This window comes from Niallia sp. HCP3S3_B10, from assembly GCF_052064465.1.
Classification (GTDB): Bacteria; Bacillota; Bacilli; order Bacillales; family Cytobacillaceae; genus Niallia; species Niallia hominis.
The window spans coordinates 21,299-39,119 of record NZ_JBQHVO010000034.1 but is presented as its reverse complement, the minus strand read 5'-3'; the positions used below and the strand labels follow the sequence as shown (position 1 = coordinate 39,119).

Below are 17,821 nucleotides of genomic sequence, written 5' to 3'. Positions count from 1 at the left end.
CTAGTATAAAAAGGCGACACCTCATTATCTCTGAGATTGTCGCCTTTTTTAAAATCATTATTTAGCTACTTGCGTTTTATATTTCTTATATTCACTTTCAGAGCAATAAACAAAATGACCTGGCTTTACTTCTCGCATTTTAAGTTCTTCCCCATCTTGATATTGATGAATCGCAGGATCATAAACAGTTCTTTTTCTTGTGCGCTCTGTTTCTGGATCTGGAAGAGGAATTGCTGATAGTAAGGACTGTGTATATGGATGAATCGGATTATTATATAGCTCATCTGCTGAAGCAATCTCCACTAATTTTCCAAAATACATTACTCCAATACGGTCACTTATATACTTAACCATCGATAAATCATGGGCAATAAATAAATACGTTAATCCCTTTTCCTTTTGAAGTTTCTTCATCAAATTAACAACTTGGGCTTGAATGGAAACATCTAATGCAGAAATCGGTTCATCAGCTATGATAAAATCAGGATCTACAGCTAAAGCACGAGCAATTCCGATTCTTTGTCGCTGCCCACCTGAGAATTCATGGGGATAACGATTAGCATGCTCCTTATTTAATCCAACTGTATGAAGCAAATCGTATACCTTTTCCATTCTTTCACTTCTGTTCTTCGCTAATCCGTGAATATCAATGCCTTCTGCAATAATATCTGCAACAGTCATTCGTGGATTTAATGAAGCATATGGATCTTGGAAGATCATTTGCATTTTACGATTAAATTTCTTTAAATCTGCTCTTGATTTTCTTCCATGCACGTCTTCTCCATTAAATAGAACTTGACCACCGGTTGCATCGTATAGACGAATGATTGTTCTCCCAGTCGTAGATTTCCCGCAGCCTGATTCTCCTACTAGTCCAAGCGTTTCTCCTTTGAAAATATCAAAGGTTATATCATCCACTGCTTTTACTAAGTTAGGAGTGCCCACATTAAAATATTGCTTAAGATTTTTAATTTCTAATAACTTCTCAGCCACTTATTTCTCCCCCTTTACTAATACTGGTGTTTCAAAGTTAGAGGGTAGCTTTCTCATTCTCTCTTTAACAGAAGCAGGTGGTTCTACTGCTGGTGCATTTGGATGTAAGAGCCATGACTTTACAAAATGTGTTTCTGAAACTTGATATAATGGTGGTTCCTGTTCGAAATCAATAGCTAATGCATATGGATTTCTAGCTGCAAACGCATCTCCAACTGGCGGGTTTGTTAAATCTGGCGGTGTCCCTGGTATTGCTGCAAGCTCATCTTCGTTATCATTATCTAAGCTTGGCATAGACGCAAGAAGTCCCCAAGTATAGGGATGTCTTGGATCATAAAAAATTTCATCTACAGTACCCATCTCTACAATTTGGCCTGCATACATAACAGCTACACGATCTGCCACATTTGCAACAACCCCTAAGTCATGGGTAATGAAAATAATGCTTGTATCCATTTTGTCTTGCAAATCGTTCATTAAGTCTAAAATTTGCGCTTGAATGGTAACATCTAATGCTGTTGTTGGTTCATCGGCAATTAGCAAATGTGGATTGGCAGCTAAAGCAATGGCAATCATCGCACGCTGTCTCATTCCGCCTGAAAATTCATGTGGATATTGGTCCACTCTTTTTTCGGGTTTTGCTATTCCAACTAAGCTTAAAAGTTCTATTGCTTTCTTTTTCGCCTTTTCTTTATTCATTTGCTGATGTTTAATCAGCACTTCCATAATTTGCGTTCCAATTCTCATTGTCGGATTCAAGGATGTCATTGGATCTTGGAAAATCATACTCATTTCTTTTCCACGGATGCTTTCCATCTCTTTATCCGTTTTTTGAACAATATCTTCTCCGTTAAATAAAATTTGTCCGCCTTTAATATGACCTGGAGGCATAGGAATTAATTTCATTAATGTTTGAGAAGTAACACTCTTACCTGATCCGGATTCACCAACAATTGCCAATGTTTCTCCTTTATATAAGTCAAAGGATACTCCACGAACTGCCTGCACTTCTCCTCCATACGTATGGAATGAGACTTGTAAATCCTTTACTTCTAATAATTTTTCCATTTATCTCACTCCTTACTTACGTAGTCTTGGATCAAGAGCATCTCGGATTCCGTCACCTATAACATTAAATGCAAAGATTGTTAAACAAATAAACATTGCCGGGAAGAATAATCGCCATGGGTAATATTGCATCGCTCCGATTCCATCATTAGCCATTGTTCCCCAGCTAGCTAATGGAGGCGTTAACCCTAATCCAAGATAGCTTAAAAACGCTTCTGTAAAAATAGCGTTTGGCACAGTTAGTGTTAAAGTTACAAGAATAGGTCCCATTGCATTAGGAATTAAATGCTTGCCCATTATTCTTGATACTCCTGCTCCTAATGTTCTAGAGGCAAGTATATATTCTTGACTCTTTAAAGATAATACTTGTCCTCGGACCATACGAGCCATATTAATCCAACCTGTAATACTCATCGCTAAAATCATCGTCCAAATTCCTTGTCCAAGCACAACCATTAGAAGGATTACAAGTAATAGGTAAGGAATTCCATATAATACGTCTGCTATACGCATCATCACTTCATCAACCTTACCACCTTTATAACCTGCAATTCCGCCCCAGATTACCCCAATCACTAAGTCGATTAATGCAGCAGCAATCCCAATGAAGAGGGATATCTTTGCCCCATACCAAATACGTTCGAACATATCTCGACCCAATTCATCTGTTCCAAAATAATGCTCTGCACTTGGTGGTTGATTTGTTTTTGTTAGATCATTTTCATAGTAATTGTATGGCGTAAGGAATGGTCCAACAAATGCCATGACGATTAAAAGAATTAATAGTACAAGTCCAAATACTGCAAGTTTATTTTTCTTAAAACGAGTAAATACATCTTTCCAAAAAGACAGACTTGCTTTTGAAATCTTCTCTGATTCAACGCTGCTATTTCCTACTATTTCAAATTTATCTTTCGAAATTTCTTGCATCTTTACTCTCCTTTCTTCCCGCCCGATAATTTAATTCGAGGATCTATTAATCCGTACAATATATCGACAAGAAGAACAGATACTAACAGGATAATACTATAGAAAACAGTAACTCCCATAATAGCTGTATAATCACGATTGTTTATACTTTTTACAAACTGTGATCCTAGTCCCGGGATACCAAAGATTTTTTCAATAACAAAACTTCCTGTAACGATCCCAGCTGATAATGGTCCCATGTAGGAAACAACTGGTAGAATCGCATTACGGATTGCATGCTTTACGGTAATATTAAAGCCGCTAATTCCTTTAGCTTTTGCTGTTTTAATATAATCATTGCTTAATACTTCTAGCATGGAAGATCTAGTTAAACGGGCAATAAATGCTGTTGGACCAGCTGCTAACGCTATTGCCGGCAGGACACTTTGCATAAATGTTCCCCATCTTGCTACAGGGAAAATACCTAGCTTCATCGCAAAAATATATTGTAAAAAAGCAGCCATTATAAAGGAAGGTACGGAGATTCCTAATACAGCAACGATCATTGCCAAATAATCTTGCCATTTATTATGTCTTAATGCAGCAATTACACCCAATGTTACTCCAATTGCTAAAGCAATGAAAATGGCTTCGACTCCCAATACTAAGGAAACGGGGAAGCCCTCATTGATTAATTGATTAACAGTCTGACTCTTATATTTAAAAGATGGACCAAAATCCCATTGAACAACTCTTAGCAAATAATCTCCATATTGAGCATACCAAGGTTGATCAAGACCATAATGGGCATTTAAATTTGCTTCGATTGCAGGTGGCATTTTCTTTTCCGATGTAAATGGGTTACCCGGTGCCATCCTCATGAAGAAAAACGTTGCTGTAATGATTAACCATAAGGACAGCGCCATAAACAGCAAACGTTTTGTCAAGTACTTTATCATGGTTTTACCTCCATTTTTTTCTAAAACAACGCCAATTAGAAAGGAAGAGGATGTCTTAGGGAACGAGCTTCCTAGTGTATCACTCGTTAAATAAGACAGCCTCTTTTATCTCTTTGATCTTGTAGTTCATGAATGGTTTTCTTGTCCTAATTACACAAACAATTTAATAATATTTTTTAACAATTTCTATATGCAATTAGAATTTGAAATCCTTCTAACATGATTGCGGAACAAAGTAATTCCTTTTATTATTCAAAATGCGCCCATTTCAACTGAGCTTCCCCTAAACCTGAAATTACTACATCCTTCAGATTCTCTTTTTGTACCCAAGTGTTTGTATAAAAATATACAGGTGCAATTGGAAGTTCATTCATTAAAATAGCTTCTGCATCTTGTAATAATTGTTTACGCTTCGCTTCATCTGTTTCCTTTTGTGAAGCAATAAGAAGTTTTTTGTATTCTGGATTTTCCCAACCAGTATCATTGTTTCCGCCGTCTGCATCACGATACAATTCTAGGAAGTTAAATGCATCATTGTAGTCACCAGACCATGACATACGCCCAATCTGATAGTCACCAGAATCAATTTTTTCTAAGTAAACTTGCCATTCTTCGTTGTCTAATTCGACATTAATACCAAGGTTTTGTTTCCACATATCTTGAACTGCTTGCGCAATTTTAGCATGTGCTTCACTTGTATTATAAGATAATGTAATTTTTGGTAAGTCTTCTACACTATCATAGCCTTCCTCTTTCAAACCTTTTTCAAGAGCCGCTTTCGCTGCTTCGATATCATTATCTTTAAAGTAGCCTTTTTCGTTTTCAGAAAACATTGTTGGAGGAACAACTGCCATGGCTGGGATTTGTCCACCTTGTGTAATTTGCTCAACAATCGCTTGACGATCAATTGCATATGTTAATGCTTTACGAATATTTTCGTTATTAAATGGTTTTTCTTCCGTATTGAATTTATACCAATACGTTCCTGCTATTGCTTTAATATTTAGGTCCCCATTGTCTTTTAATGCCTTAATAGCATCTGTAGGTAATGAACCAAATGGTAAACCAGCCCAATCTAACTCATCGTTATCAAACATGCTTAATTCCGTTGTTGGATCTTCTACCATTGACATTTCCACTGTCTCTAATTTAACCGAGTCAGCATCCCAATAATCTTCATTTTTTTCTAAAAGAATAGACTCACTATGATTCCACTCTGTCATTTTGAAAGGACCGTTTGTAACATAATCATCGCCAGCATCTTTATACCAATCTGGATTTGCTTCTGCTACATTTTTATTCACTGGGAAATAAGTATAGAAAGCTAGTAATTGTAAGAAGTATGGTGTTGGATTTACTAAAGTTACTTCTAAAGTTTTTTCATCCACTGCTTTAATAGCAACATCATCAAGTTTACCTTCTCCATTATTAGCTGCTTCAGCACCTTTTATGGCATATAATTGATAGGCATATTGTGATTGGTTTTGAGGATCAATAGCCCATTTCCAAGCATATTCAAAATCTGCTGCTGTTACTGGATCACCGTTTGTCCATGTTGCATCTTCACGAATTTTGAATGTATAGTTTAATTGATCGTCTGAAACTTGAATATCTTCGGCCATTGCAGGCTGAGGCACTCCATCTTTATCAATACGAGTTAAACCTTCAAACGTTTGAATTAACACTCCACCAGACGTTGAATCTGTTGCTAGTGCTGGATGTAATGTTGGTGGCTCTGAAACGATGTTCAAGCGCAAGTTCTGTGATGATTTATCACTTCCACCATTGTCATTACCACATGCAGCAAGAAATGCACTTAGCACAAGCACTAAGCTCATTAGTACAAGCATTCTTTTTCTCATGTAATTACCCCCTAAATAATTTTCCTCAAATGGAACTTCGAAAATAGCTTTCCCATTCTAAACCTTAGAATACACAAGCAATCATTTCCTAAATAGTCTGTTAATTATAATAAACGACTATTGATGTATTAAAAACGATTAAATGCAAACCCCCATACATAGCGTTCAATATTATTATTTCGAAATAACTATTTCGCTAGTTCAACCTTTTATGTATTCTTATGTGTTTTAAAAAGTCTGAAAATACAACTACCTAATCCATTCGTAATCACAATTATATAATTGGAATATTTTTTACGCAAGAACTATGTAGAATTTTGTAGAATAAAAACAAATCAGAAATATACAAATCTACAGAATAATTATATTAATATAAATTTATCTAAATTTTTTTAATTCATAGAATTCATTTAACCGTTCTCATCTTCCTCATTTACCTTTAGACGAATCATTTATCTTTCTTTTCATCTGGCTCACTCTTTCTGTTTCTTCCACATATAGACTAAGCTGTTTTAAATCTGCATCTACCATCTACTACACTAAATCCAATTTACATGCCGTATACCTTCAACACTCCTTTAGAAACAACATTACTAATAGAAATCCACCATTTTTTCTATGAAAAACGACAAACTTTGAGAAAACAGCCTTTGAATATCAACTAATCATGCTAAAATGGTTATAATAATGAATATAATGTAGTTTCTGGGTTCTCTCTTTTTTGCTCTTTTTAACGAAAAAGTTGCTTTCTGATGCGAAGTGTACTTCACTAACGAGCGCTATACCAACGAATAGAAACCTAGTAAATAATATGAACAGTTTGTTTAGAGGATGCTGTCAACTAAACATTCGTGTCTAGAATACATAATGGAGGAAGTATTATAATGAAAACTATCTTTTCTGGGATTCAACCAAGCGGCACTATAACTTTAGGAAATTATATTGGTGCTTTAAGTCAATTTGTCGAGCTACAAGATGAATATAATTGTTTCTTCTGTATCGTCGATCAACATGCGATTACAGTACCTCAAGATCGAATGGTATTAAGAAAAAATATCCGCAGTTTAGCTGCACTTTACTTAGCAGTAGGTATTGATCCTAATAAAGCAACTCTATTCATTCAATCAGAAGTATCTGCCCATGCCCAAGGAGCATGGTTAATGCAATGTATCTCTTATATTGGAGAATTAGAGCGAATGACACAATTTAAGGACAAATCGACTGGTAAAGATGCTGTTTCTGCTGCATTATTAACATACCCACCATTAATGGCGGCAGATATTCTTCTATATAGTACAGATATCGTTCCAGTTGGAGAAGACCAAAAGCAACATCTTGAATTAACGCGTGATCTCGCAGAGAGATTTAATAAAAAATACAATGATATTTTGACAATACCTGAAGTTAGAATTCCAAAAGTAGGGGCAAGAATTATGTCTCTTCAGGATCCTACGAAAAAAATGAGTAAATCGGATACTAACAACAAAGCTACTATTACGTTATTAGACGAGCCAGCACAGATTATTAAAAAAATCAAAAGTGCCGTTACAGATTCAGAAGGTGTTGTTAAATTCGATCGAGAAAATAAGCCGGGAGTTTCTAACTTGCTTTCCATTTATTCTATCCTCTCTGGAGAAAGCGTGGAGAGTCTGGAAGCCAAATATGAAGGAAAAGGATACGGAGATTTCAAGTCAGATTTAGCAAATGTTGTGGTTGATGCATTAAAACCAATCCAAGAGAAATACAATGAGCTTATGAACTCTACTGAATTAGATGATATATTAGATGATGGAGCAGCAAAAGCTAATAAAGTAGCTGGTAAAATGATTAAGAAAATGGAAAATGCGATGGGATTAGGACGTAAGCGTCGTTAATTTAAATCTCTTATGGAAACGATGGAAAAGAGGATGTTCCTTTATTCCTACTGATTGATTATTTCTTGGAAAAACAAAATTTTCGAGTAATAAATCTTTAAAATCGAAGAGGAATGAAGCGGAAGACACTCGAGGCGCCGGGGAGGAATCTTAAGACTAGCCCATGGAAAGCGACGTGTATTCAGACTGCGAGCTTCTTCCCAAAATAAAAAAAACGAACAATTATGCATATCGTGATTGTTCGTTTTTTTTTATTAGTTGAAATACTTATGTCCGAGCCTTTATACTTATGCAAACTGGAGATTTTCATAAATCCCTATTTTATATAGTAATTTCTCCACTGAAAACGCTTAGTTTACCTTCGGACCATGCTCCATTTCCCATAGCTTTTCAAAAAACGGCTGACCTTTTATAATATTCTCACAAAAATGCTCATGCTTTTTAGACCAACCATACTTTGTACATTCATATAGTTCCTTCCATGCATTCTCAAAATCTAAGTGCTGAATCTCAAAATAACGTTCTGGACTCCATTCTGTGTACCAATAACGAACCTCTGCAACATTTTCAGAAGAATACAGTTGATCTAACGCCATAAACAATAATTGCTTTAATTGTCTTTCTTTTCTTGTTAATCCATTCATCACATGAGGTTCAGGTGATAAAATATGGAATTCTTTCTTTTCTTCATTGTTTTGAAAGTTATAATGAATCGTTTCTTGATTTTCAAGCAATTCATAGGCCAATTGTTCTTGTCTAGGTATCATTCGACTTTTCCTAATCGGAACAGAATATCCAATTGTATCTACTACTAAAAGTCCAATTCCATCAGAAACTACAAAACAATAATCTAATTGAATTCGTTCATGATTTTTTCGTAGATATGCTTTTTGATAAATTTCTTCTAATAATTGTCGTGGTAGTTCCGCCAAATCGTTTTCTATGTAATTGAATAAACAAGAGTCTACTTTTACTAGCGGAACTTGATCTAATAATTCAACACCATCATCTTTTCTCCATTCATGAAAGTGACAAACATTATATCCGTTTTCTTCTCCTTCAAACCAATTTACCCAAACATCATGAAGATACTGCATATTTTATCCCTCACTTCAACAACTGTTTGTCCATAAGTATTGGCAGAGCGTAGTAAATTTATTCCTATTTTCAAAGGATTATTTTATAATCCTCTATCTGATATGAAAAATATCTATCTTTCATGTATTCAGTTTGCTACGTATTTCTCTTTTTCTATAATTACTAAGAAGAAAGATAAGCAGAAGATATTTTCTTATTGAACCTATTATCATAATATGTACAAACTTTCCTTTCATGTCTTTTTTATTTCGTTTTCAGCCCCTTTTGCTAATTATTTATCCAGTTAAATTATTCTAATAGAAAGGAAATAAGTCTAAGACATAAGTACTTAAACCTAAGAAAAAGCCAACCAATCATACGGAATTTTGATTGGTTGGCTTTTAGTTTTTCAATAGACATTTATTTATAAAAAGGCTTCACTTTTTATCGTAAACTGCATCTTTGCTGTTTGTTTTTTCTTTTGAAAATAGGAATTGACAAGATAAAATCCTGTATTGTACCCAATCATGCGTGGATAGCGTCCATGTCCATACAAGAGTTGATCATGTTTCGTCTCTGTTTTTTTTACATCTAAATGTTCCTTTAACTCCTTCTCCCAAAATTGCTTAACCTCTTCTTCCTCATACAGGTGGCACCAGCCTGCATTATATGCCTTCCCACAGTTTTCTTTAACAGCAAACTCTGCTAATCCTTCCATGATGATAGAATCTAATAAGGTATAATCCTCTATTGGTTTTTTCAGACAATGCATGCGACATACATGATGATATTCGTGAATAAAAAGAGCCTCTAATTCTTTATCGTCCGTTACTTCCCCAACAAATAAAAATAGCTGATTAGGAAATGATACACCTGATTTGTTTTCATCCCCTCTCCATGTCATCTGAAAAGGAAAAAGATAAATAGGTACATCGGGTCCATCCCATTTTTTCTTATACTTTTTATAAAACCTCTCTACTTTATTCCAGGTTTCTAATTCTTTCATCTTCTCAAAAGTTTGTTTGGAACGCCTTGATGGTTTATACATTCCAAATCCATTTAAATAACGATAAATATTATGAGAGTCGTCTCCATCAAAGGAAGCTTTCATGTTTTCACATATAGAAGTCGGCTCATAAAAATGTTCCTCGAGCCATTTCTTTGTATTGATTATCCCCACCAATATTTCCCCTCTATTTCATTTTATTCTGTTCATTTAATCAGTATATGAATGGTGAATTGATGGCGTTCCAATGCAACTAATCTCTATTATTGAAAATAGGGGCGTGGACAAAATTAAATAACTAATCTTTAAAGACGAACACTCTCTAATTTAGCTCTTAAATAAAGCTACTTTCTCATGATGGTTATCTATGTTTTTTAAATATAGTCAAGTATAAAAACTAAGTCGTTCCATTGCGCTACAGACGCTCGCTTTCCGCGGGGAGGAAGCTCCTCGCTGCGCTGCGGGGTCTCAGCCTTTCCTCCACTTCCCGCAGGAGTCGAACGTCCTCCGCTCCATTACACTTCGTTTTTTAAACCTTTTTCTAAAAAAATAAAAGCGAACATTTACGCGAATTAATCACATTATAGTTCGTGTTTATTGTTAGTTGAGATGCTTATGTCCCATCCTCTATATAAATTATCTATGTGTTTCTTTCATGATTCTACTTCCGCATCCACAAATAATGGAGTGTTTTAATTTTTTGATTGGCTGTTTACACTCTAAACAAATGAACTCGCTTTTTCGCTTAGCCTTTTGAACATTGTTCACAGGTTCCGTAAAATTGGAGACTATGGGAGCTGATATTGAATTTAGATATGGATTTCGCAAATGATTCTACCTCCCTTAATGTAGGATACCAAATATCCACTATTTCACCGCAATCGCTACAGACAATATGATAATGTTCTTCTTTTTTCCATTCATATTTACTTAATCCTTCGCCAAATTGTATCGCTTTCAATAGCTCTAATTCTATAAATAAATGGATGTTATTATAAACAGTAGTAATACTTACCGAAGGCATATTCTCATTTAGGACATGATAAATTTCATCTACTGTCCAATGCTTATTGTCTTTAGATAGAATATTAATTAATTCAAGTCTCTGTGGTGTAAGACGAATATTTTTTTCTTTCAACAGGTTTTTAGCCTTTTCTATACTAAGCATAGAATTCTTCCTTTCTACGTAATATCTTCTTAAATAGTAAGTTCACCCTCGAAGAAAGCGTTTTCTTTTAAACATTAAAAATTTCCGAATTTATACCTTAAATAATAGAATTATAGTTTTAATTATATACACTTTATAATAATAGTCAATATTAATTTAAAATAATTATAAATAAAGATTGGATTGGTTTCATTTTTGCAATAAAAAAACTGCTAAGATTCAAGTTGTTAATGAATCCTAGCAGTTTTAATACATGACTATTTTATTAGTAGGAGCTTTTCAACAATCCTTGAATTAATTACATAAATAAGCGAAGTATTTATTGATATTTTTTAAATACAATAGTAGCGTTATGGCCGCCGAAGCCTAGGGAATTACTCATTGCTACATTTACTTCTTGCTTTCTATGGGCATTAATTACATAATCTAAATCACAATCTGGATCTGCTGTTTCAAAATTAATTGTTGGTGGAAGAATGCTGTCTCTAATTGCCAAGACGCTAAAAATAGCTTCGACTCCACCTGCTGCTCCAAGCAAATGACCAGTCATGGATTTTGTTGAGCTCATTGGGACTTTATAAGCATACTCTCCAAAGACTTCTTTAACAGCCATCGTTTCAAATTTATCATTATATGCTGTGCTTGTTCCATGTGCGTTAATATAAGAAACATCTTCTGGTGCAAGTCCGGCATCATTAATTGCCATTTTCATGGCTCTTGCTCCACCTTCTCCTCCGGGTGCAGGGGAAGTAATATGATAAGCATCTCCTGTGGAACCATATCCTACTATTTCTGCATAAATGTTAGCACCTCTTGCTAAAGCATGCTCCAATTCTTCTAGCACCACAATTCCTGCACCTTCACCAATTACAAATCCATCACGATTCGCATCGAATGGTCTACTTGCTGTTTTAGGATCTGGATTAAAGGATAAAGCGGTATTTGCGCAGAAACCAGCTACGGACATCTTTGTAATCGGCGCCTCTGCTCCACCAGTAATCATCGCATCAGCATCTCCACGCTGAATAACTTTAAATGCGTCTCCAATAGAGTTTGTTCCCGTTGCACATGCAGTAACAGTACAAGAATTCACTCCTCTTGCACCTAATGTTATCGAAACTTGTCCAGATGCCATATCTGGAATTAACATCGGTACAAAGAAAGGGCTTACTCGTTTATAGCCTCTTTTTTGGAACATTTCATATTGATTTTCGAACGTTTCCATTCCGCCAATCCCGGAACCAATCCACACGCCAATACGAGGAGCATTATCATCTGTTATTTGTAAATTAGCATCTTTTACAGCCATTAAGGATGCTGCAACCGCATATTGTGTAAAACGATCCATTTTTCTAGCATCTTTTTTTTCCATAAAATCTTCCGGATTGAAATCCTTCACTTCTGCTGCTACCTTTGCGGGATATTCATCAGCATTAATTCTTGTGAGTGGTCCAATTCCCGAAACTCCAGCTATAATATTATCCCATGTAGTTACTGCATCATTACCAAGTGGCGTTACAGCTCCAATACCAGTAACAACTACTCTTCTATTCGTACTCATGTCCTATTCTCCTTTTTGCTATATTTATCAACATAAATCTGCTAGTTTTCTTTTTACAAATCAAGGAATCTTTTATCTTCCCCAACGCATAGCAATTGCACCCCAAGTCAATCCTCCACCGAAACCGACCATTACAAGGACATCATCCTCTTTAATTTTACCTGCTTCTAATTCTTCCACTAAGGAAATGGGAATAGATGCCGCACTTGTATTTCCATATTTATGAACTGTTTTGGATAACTTCTCTTCTGGTAAATCCAATCTTTGTCTTGACGCTTCCATGATGCGAATGTTCGCTTGATGTGGAATAAGGAAATCTACATCTTCCTTGGACAATCCTGCTTTTACCAACACATTTTCACTGCTTTCGCCCATTTGACGAACCGCAAATTTAAAGACTTCTCTACCATTCATGTAAATATAGTCTTCATCATCTAAATAAAGATGTTTCCCACCAGAACCATCTGCTCCTAATTCGAATGAAAGAATCCCTCTTCCATCTGAAACTTTACCTAGTACAGCAGCTCCAGCTCCATCCCCAAAGAGTACAGCTGTATTACGATCTTCCCAATTTGTAATTTTAGAAAGCTTCTCTACGCCAACAACCAGTACATATTTATAAACCCCTGTATCAATAAATTGCTTTGCTGTCACCATACCATACATAAATCCTGCACATGCCGCACTTAAATCCATTGCTGCAGCCTTTTTTGCACCTAGTTTTTCTTGAATCATACATGCAACAGATGGAAATGACTGATCAGGTGTAACCGTTGCGACCATTATCATATCAATATCTTCTGGATGAATGCCAGCATCAGCAATTGCTTTCTTTGCTGCTGCTAATGCAATATCCGATGTATCTGTATTGTCGTCCGCTATTCTTCGTTCTTCTATGCCAGTTCGCGTTCTTATCCATTCATCATTTGTATCAACCATTTTCTCTAAATCAAAGTTTGTTAAAATTTTTTCTGGAAGTTCACGGCCAATACCAATTATTCCTGTACCCAAAGCTTTCAGCTCCTTTATATTCACCGGTTACCCGGTATCTCTCTCTTATTTGTTTTAATGCAGTTATTCCTTATCCTCATTTAAAAAATTGTCATGTATATTCATCCCTCAGTGATCTATAAACAAAATAAGGATGTTTTTTTTTAGTTTACCCTAATTTGTTCAATATGGTCTAAATAGAAAGGAGAAAATTACAGTATTACATTAATATATTATTATCAATTATTATGACTTGGTACTAATTTTATCAAATTCCTCCTCTCTTTTGCAACATATTTTGTTTTCTATTACATTGGTCTAAGCATTTACCGATGTTTTTCATAACATATTAAGAGCATAATTTAGAATGTATTATAGGAGGAAGAAATGTGGACGATTATAAAGAGGAACTATCTGATGAGAAAGATCAAAAGGATGTTATAGCAGATGAAAAAACAGAAATGGATCACTTTTCTCTATTTATGTTTGGTACAAACAGTCGTTCCATAAGAAAAAAGGAGTCACCAGAACATTCTCAACAAACGGATGTGGAGCCTTCCATTTCAAGAGGAGTTAAAGGAGATGATTGGATTCTTGGTAGAAGTAATAGGCAATCCAATCAGGTAGAAGAAAAGGAGGAAAATGCAAATTTTGATGCTGTTGCAAACTTTATAAATCAAATAGACCTTGAACTCCTTATGAAGAATGTCGATATGTTTATGACATCAGCGAATGATTTAAAGCCTCTATTCAAAAAAATAACCCCTTTCGTAAAAAAATGGATGGATTAACTTAGTATGAATTGATTACTTGTTAGTCCATTCCCATTTTTGATTCTATTTTATCTTCTTGCAATACATTAAAAATTATTTACGTCGTGTCAGGTCATCATATACTTATTCTTTTTCTCACTAAAGGACAAGGCTTTCCTAAAATAAAAAGAAATACCATCATGACATTATTGGAAGCCTTTTCCTTTTATTCCTCATTTGGCAGCTTTCCAGTCTTCTTATACCGATTTAAATCCTTCTGTATGGATTCAACAATATCTTGATCAATACTTGGACTGAATTTCCCTAAATATATGGTACCCTCTCTAATTCCACAGATTTGAGTACCGGAGTGAAGTTCCCCTTCATCAAATTCAGTGGCAATTTGTTCATAAAGTTTAGGAATATCTTGAACCGTGCTTGTTAGCACTGTGTACTTTCCTAAATTCGCTTGATCAGAAATATAACCAACTACGTGTAGACCTTTTTCTTTAATGCTTTCTACTATTTCTACATTAAAGCCATCTCCTACTGGATAAACAATATCCACATTCTTACTGATTTGATCATTTAATATGTTCATTGCCTTTTCTCGATTATCCCAATCATTCACAAATTCTTTTATGACTTTTGCATTTTTGTTGACATATTTGACTCCATCTTTAAATCCATTAACTTCTTCTTGCCATTCATAGGCACCAATTACACCAATAGTATTTGTTTTTGTCATCTGTCCAGCTACCATTCCACCAAAGAAGCCCATTGGATAATTTTCAAACTTAATATTGGTTGTATTATCTTTTGTCGCAGGCTCTCTCCCATTTATACTGACAAAATGAATGGAAGGATACTTAGAGGAAAGGATATTAAAATATTGGACAAAATCACCACCATGTCCAAAAATCAAATTGACACCTTTCGCTTTAAATTCCTTTACTGCCCTTTCTGTTATGGTATAAGAATCAATTGACTCTTTATAAAAAACATCCACACCAAGTTTAGTATGAATATTTAACAGTCCCTTATATCCTTTTGTACCCCAAACTTGATCACTTACTGTACCACTGACTAGAAGCCCTACTTTTTCAACCTTTCCTTTTTTAGCAATCGATCCATTAAAAAAAAGGAAAAGCAAAAGAACACACATAATTAGAGGAAGGATAATGATAATCTTTCCTCTAATTATTTTATTTCGAATGTTCATTAATGCTTTTTTCATTATTATTACTCCTATAACACTATTAAATTCTATATAATAAATGGTGCTTTTTCTGTTTATCTAAGTTCTCTGAAATACTGCGTTTATTTATTACTATTATCTCTTCTAATCCTTTTAAATTTTCTATATCTTTATGAACGCTTTTAGGTACATTCCATTTTAAATGTTCTAAGCATCTTTGCCAATGGTTTATTACATTACTTTTTAATAGAATATCCTTATTTTGTCCTTTATTTGTCTGTTTTACTACTTCCGATACAGCATCTTCGATATAAATCGCATCTGTAGGATATTCTCGTAAACCTATGCGAACAGCATCCTTTTCATTTCCTTCTACTAGCTGCTGAAACAAAAAATCGCTTGGCTGCCATGGCCCATATAATGTGGGCATATGTATCATCTGAATCATATAGCCTCCAAGGTCATCTCTAATGGAAGAAAGTAATTCTCTTTCTTTTTCTATTGCCATAATATTTACTAAGAAAACAAGTTTTTTATTAAAAAGCAATTCTTTATCACTACAGTCAAAAATGTGCCTTTTCATTGTTCTATACAAGGATTGTAGGCTTTCTATTGTATATAGGTCAAAAAAAAGATGGTCAATGCTTGCATCTTGGAGTATAGATCCAAGTTGATCCCAGCTTATTTCACTAAAATTTGCATTTCTGCCTATTTCCATTCTTTTATCTTCTATATCAGCTATATTTATATGCGGGAAAGATACACCTATTATCTCCTCTCCCTCTTCTAATAGTGCTCCACATATATGAAAACCGAGGAATTGATATGCACCGAATACTACTGCCTTCTTCATTAAAAAGCCTCCCATAAATAATTACTTAATGTATTCATATGCATGTAAAAGGGTAAATATTTCGAAGTACTTTAGGTACCGTACGTCAAAAATCATACACAGGATTACTTAGTTTCATGAAAGAAAAGCAAAAGATGTTGTTCGTTTAACATATGCTCATTGAACAACATCTTTTCTTCTAAAGTTTTTTTTCATACTTTCTAAAAAAAGAAGCAATTTGTTTCGGCATTGCACTTCGTTTTTCTGGTAGAACATAGGAGACAAAAATCGGCAAACTTTTTTCTTCCCAAATTTCAGAAGCTTTTTTTAATGCATGGGATTGATAATAGGACCTACCATTGTGGAGGATTTGAATGATTTTTGTCGGTGTATCAGTCTCCTCTAGCTGGTACTGCTTTTTATCCTTTAATAACTCCATTAATTCATGCCTATTTGTATTAAAAGCAATACTGATTTCATTGGTTAACTTCTTAATAAAAAACTTATGCTCTTTTTCCCTTTCTAAATGCTCCTTTAAAGATAGAATAGGGTTTAACAGAACAACAGATCGAATATTATCCTTCATTTCCATCATCAAGCGAATAGCTGTTAAGGCACCCATACCTTCTGCAATAATATGAATTCTTTGATTCAGTATCTCTGTACGAATAATATGTTCATATAGTCTTTTAGCCATCTGCAAAGCTTTTTCACTACCCCAATTTTTCCCATATAAATTGGAATAAAAAATGGTATAGCCATTATCCAGCAATGATTCAATTAAGGTTCTCTTTCCCTCATTTTGGTTCCAAAAACTATTTGTATCTGTAACAAAATTCCTTTCGTCTCCAATAATTAAGATACCGAAACCATTAGGTCGATGAGGATAATGTATCATGTTCCATTCGGTATCTAACTGGAAGTTCCGGTTCTCCATCTTAAAAACTCCTTTTTAGCATTTTCCTTTTAATAATGTATGTCTCTTTTATTAAAATGTAAGGGAGTTTGCCTATATTCCAAGAAGAAATGCGGAGTTACACGACCAAATGACATTGATTTTTCTCATCTCTCCTCCCTTAAAAATAATCATTGCATATATGGGAAGACAATTTATATGATGAAAAAGTGAAGAATTTAAGAAAGCTATATCATTCACATTTATTATTTATCTACTATGTGGTAAGATGAGTATGATTAGCAAGCTATAAAGAGGTGATTTCGGTTGCGTTACATAATGACAATTTTTTGGACATTTTTACTTGCTCAAATGTTAGTTTATGTTGTTGGTTCAATGAATGGGGTTCCTTTTGACTTTTCAATGGGAATGATTCTAACAGCTGTCTTTTCCGTAGTAGTTTTCATTCTATCAGCCCTTATTCCAAATGAACCTACTCATGAAGAAGGTTCCCATTAAGAATATGTCACTGTAGTAAATGGTGTTTAAATAATATATTCAATTAGGGGGGAATTCCCTAGTTCGTATATTTATTTAAACACCTTTTTAGTATGGTAACAATAAAGGTAATGTTCTAGCGTCAAAGCAGAAAACTTATGGTTTTTATACTGTAAAAA

16 protein-coding genes are annotated in these 17,821 nt (G+C 34.6%); 3 read left to right on the top strand and 13 right to left on the bottom strand.

Going from position 1 to position 17,821, the window contains the following annotated elements; genetic code table 11:
- Window positions 1-57: 57 nt before the first annotated feature.
- From ACTNDN_RS15025 to ACTNDN_RS15005, 5 genes are all read right to left on the bottom strand, one after another.
- On the bottom strand, window positions 58-993 hold the full coding sequence (locus tag ACTNDN_RS15025) for an ABC transporter ATP-binding protein (protein ID WP_031538217.1): 936 nt from the start codon (window positions 991-993) through the stop codon (window positions 58-60).
- Window positions 994-2,061, bottom strand: a complete 1,068-nt coding sequence (locus tag ACTNDN_RS15020; RefSeq protein ID WP_031538216.1) for an ABC transporter ATP-binding protein — start codon at window positions 2,059-2,061, stop codon at window positions 994-996.
- Window positions 2,062-2,073: 12 nt separating this feature from the next.
- Complete coding sequence (locus ACTNDN_RS15015) at window positions 2,074-2,991, bottom strand: ABC transporter permease (RefSeq protein ID WP_031538215.1); 918 nt, start codon at window positions 2,989-2,991, stop codon at window positions 2,074-2,076.
- A 2-nt stretch (window positions 2,992-2,993) separates the two neighbouring features.
- Complete coding sequence (locus ACTNDN_RS15010; protein ID WP_235251667.1) at window positions 2,994-3,929, bottom strand: ABC transporter permease; 936 nt, start codon at window positions 3,927-3,929, stop codon at window positions 2,994-2,996.
- 248 nt (window positions 3,930-4,177) lie between these two features.
- Complete coding sequence (locus ACTNDN_RS15005; RefSeq protein WP_031538213.1) at window positions 4,178-5,791, bottom strand: peptide ABC transporter substrate-binding protein; 1,614 nt, start codon at window positions 5,789-5,791, stop codon at window positions 4,178-4,180.
- Window positions 5,792-6,675: 884 nt separating this feature from the next.
- Here ACTNDN_RS15005 and trpS point away from each other — a divergent pair.
- Window positions 6,676-7,665 (top strand): tryptophan--tRNA ligase, encoded by a 990-nt coding sequence (gene trpS, locus ACTNDN_RS15000; protein WP_441131378.1) that lies wholly within the window; start codon window positions 6,676-6,678, stop codon window positions 7,663-7,665.
- Window positions 7,666-8,015: 350 nt separating this feature from the next.
- On the opposite strand, the gene ACTNDN_RS14995 is transcribed toward trpS, so the two are convergent.
- The 5 genes from ACTNDN_RS14995 to ACTNDN_RS14975 form a co-directional block, all read right to left on the bottom strand.
- Complete coding sequence (locus ACTNDN_RS14995; protein WP_031538211.1) at window positions 8,016-8,762, bottom strand: YjbA family protein; 747 nt, start codon at window positions 8,760-8,762, stop codon at window positions 8,016-8,018.
- A gap of 404 nt (window positions 8,763-9,166) precedes the next feature.
- Window positions 9,167-9,922 (bottom strand): DUF2268 domain-containing protein, encoded by a 756-nt coding sequence (locus ACTNDN_RS14990; protein ID WP_441131377.1) that lies wholly within the window; start codon window positions 9,920-9,922, stop codon window positions 9,167-9,169.
- Between the two features lie 571 nt (window positions 9,923-10,493).
- Complete coding sequence (locus tag ACTNDN_RS14985) at window positions 10,494-10,916, bottom strand: Fur family transcriptional regulator (protein ID WP_031538209.1); 423 nt, start codon at window positions 10,914-10,916, stop codon at window positions 10,494-10,496.
- 319 nt (window positions 10,917-11,235) lie between these two features.
- The gene (fabF, locus tag ACTNDN_RS14980) at window positions 11,236-12,477 is read right to left on the bottom strand and encodes a beta-ketoacyl-ACP synthase II (RefSeq protein ID WP_349204103.1); all 1,242 of its coding nucleotides are present in this window, start codon (window positions 12,475-12,477) and stop codon (window positions 11,236-11,238) included.
- 72 nt (window positions 12,478-12,549) lie between these two features.
- Window positions 12,550-13,488 carry a beta-ketoacyl-ACP synthase III gene (locus ACTNDN_RS14975; protein ID WP_235251671.1) on the bottom strand — a complete coding sequence of 313 codons (939 nt, stop codon included), beginning with the start codon at window positions 13,486-13,488 and terminating at the stop codon, window positions 12,550-12,552.
- 368 nt (window positions 13,489-13,856) lie between these two features.
- Between ACTNDN_RS14975 and ACTNDN_RS14970 the strand changes: the two genes are divergently transcribed.
- A complete protein-coding gene (locus ACTNDN_RS14970; RefSeq protein WP_235251672.1) occupies window positions 13,857-14,258 on the top strand; it encodes a hypothetical protein in 402 nt (133 codons plus the stop codon).
- Between the two features lie 187 nt (window positions 14,259-14,445).
- Here ACTNDN_RS14970 and ACTNDN_RS14965 read toward each other — a convergent pair whose 3' ends face one another.
- The 3 genes from ACTNDN_RS14965 to ACTNDN_RS14955 all read right to left on the bottom strand — a co-directional run bounded on the left by ACTNDN_RS14965 (window position 14,446) and on the right by ACTNDN_RS14955 (window position 17,186).
- Window positions 14,446-15,456 (bottom strand): BMP family ABC transporter substrate-binding protein, encoded by a 1,011-nt coding sequence (locus ACTNDN_RS14965; protein WP_235251673.1) that lies wholly within the window; start codon window positions 15,454-15,456, stop codon window positions 14,446-14,448.
- Between the two features lie 22 nt (window positions 15,457-15,478).
- Window positions 15,479-16,270 carry an NAD(P)-dependent oxidoreductase gene (locus tag ACTNDN_RS14960; protein ID WP_031538204.1) on the bottom strand — a complete coding sequence of 264 codons (792 nt, stop codon included), beginning with the start codon at window positions 16,268-16,270 and terminating at the stop codon, window positions 15,479-15,481.
- A gap of 178 nt (window positions 16,271-16,448) precedes the next feature.
- The gene (locus ACTNDN_RS14955; protein WP_284561065.1) at window positions 16,449-17,186 is read right to left on the bottom strand and encodes a hydrolase; all 738 of its coding nucleotides are present in this window, start codon (window positions 17,184-17,186) and stop codon (window positions 16,449-16,451) included.
- A 297-nt stretch (window positions 17,187-17,483) separates the two neighbouring features.
- Here ACTNDN_RS14955 and ACTNDN_RS14950 point away from each other — a divergent pair, with 297 nt between their 5' ends.
- Window positions 17,484-17,663 (top strand): YjzD family protein, encoded by a 180-nt coding sequence (locus ACTNDN_RS14950; RefSeq protein ID WP_235251674.1) that lies wholly within the window; start codon window positions 17,484-17,486, stop codon window positions 17,661-17,663.
- Window positions 17,664-17,821: the final 158 nt, after the last annotated feature.

Coding starts and splice junctions, on each gene's coding strand:
- ACTNDN_RS15020 (WP_031538216.1), bottom strand. CDS start 2,061: ATGGAAAAATTATTAGAAGTAAAGGATTTACAAGTCTCATTCCATACG.
- ACTNDN_RS15015 (WP_031538215.1), bottom strand. CDS start 2,991: ATGCAAGAAATTTCGAAAGATAAATTTGAAATAGTAGGAAATAGCAGC.
- ACTNDN_RS15010 (WP_235251667.1), bottom strand. CDS start 3,929: ATGATAAAGTACTTGACAAAACGTTTGCTGTTTATGGCGCTGTCCTTA.
- ACTNDN_RS15005 (WP_031538213.1), bottom strand. CDS start 5,791: ATGAGAAAAAGAATGCTTGTACTAATGAGCTTAGTGCTTGTGCTAAGT.
- trpS (WP_441131378.1), top strand. CDS start 6,676: ATGAAAACTATCTTTTCTGGGATTCAACCAAGCGGCACTATAACTTTA.
- ACTNDN_RS14995 (WP_031538211.1), bottom strand. CDS start 8,762: ATGCAGTATCTTCATGATGTTTGGGTAAATTGGTTTGAAGGAGAAGAA.
- ACTNDN_RS14985 (WP_031538209.1), bottom strand. CDS start 10,916: ATGCTTAGTATAGAAAAGGCTAAAAACCTGTTGAAAGAAAAAAATATT.
- fabF (WP_349204103.1), bottom strand. CDS start 12,477: ATGAGTACGAATAGAAGAGTAGTTGTTACTGGTATTGGAGCTGTAACG.
- ACTNDN_RS14965 (WP_235251673.1), bottom strand. CDS start 15,456: ATGAAAAAAGCATTAATGAACATTCGAAATAAAATAATTAGAGGAAAG.
- ACTNDN_RS14960 (WP_031538204.1), bottom strand. CDS start 16,270: ATGAAGAAGGCAGTAGTATTCGGTGCATATCAATTCCTCGGTTTTCAT.
- ACTNDN_RS14955 (WP_284561065.1), bottom strand. CDS start 17,186: ATGGAGAACCGGAACTTCCAGTTAGATACCGAATGGAACATGATACAT.
- ACTNDN_RS14950 (WP_235251674.1), top strand. CDS start 17,484: ATGACAATTTTTTGGACATTTTTACTTGCTCAAATGTTAGTTTATGTT.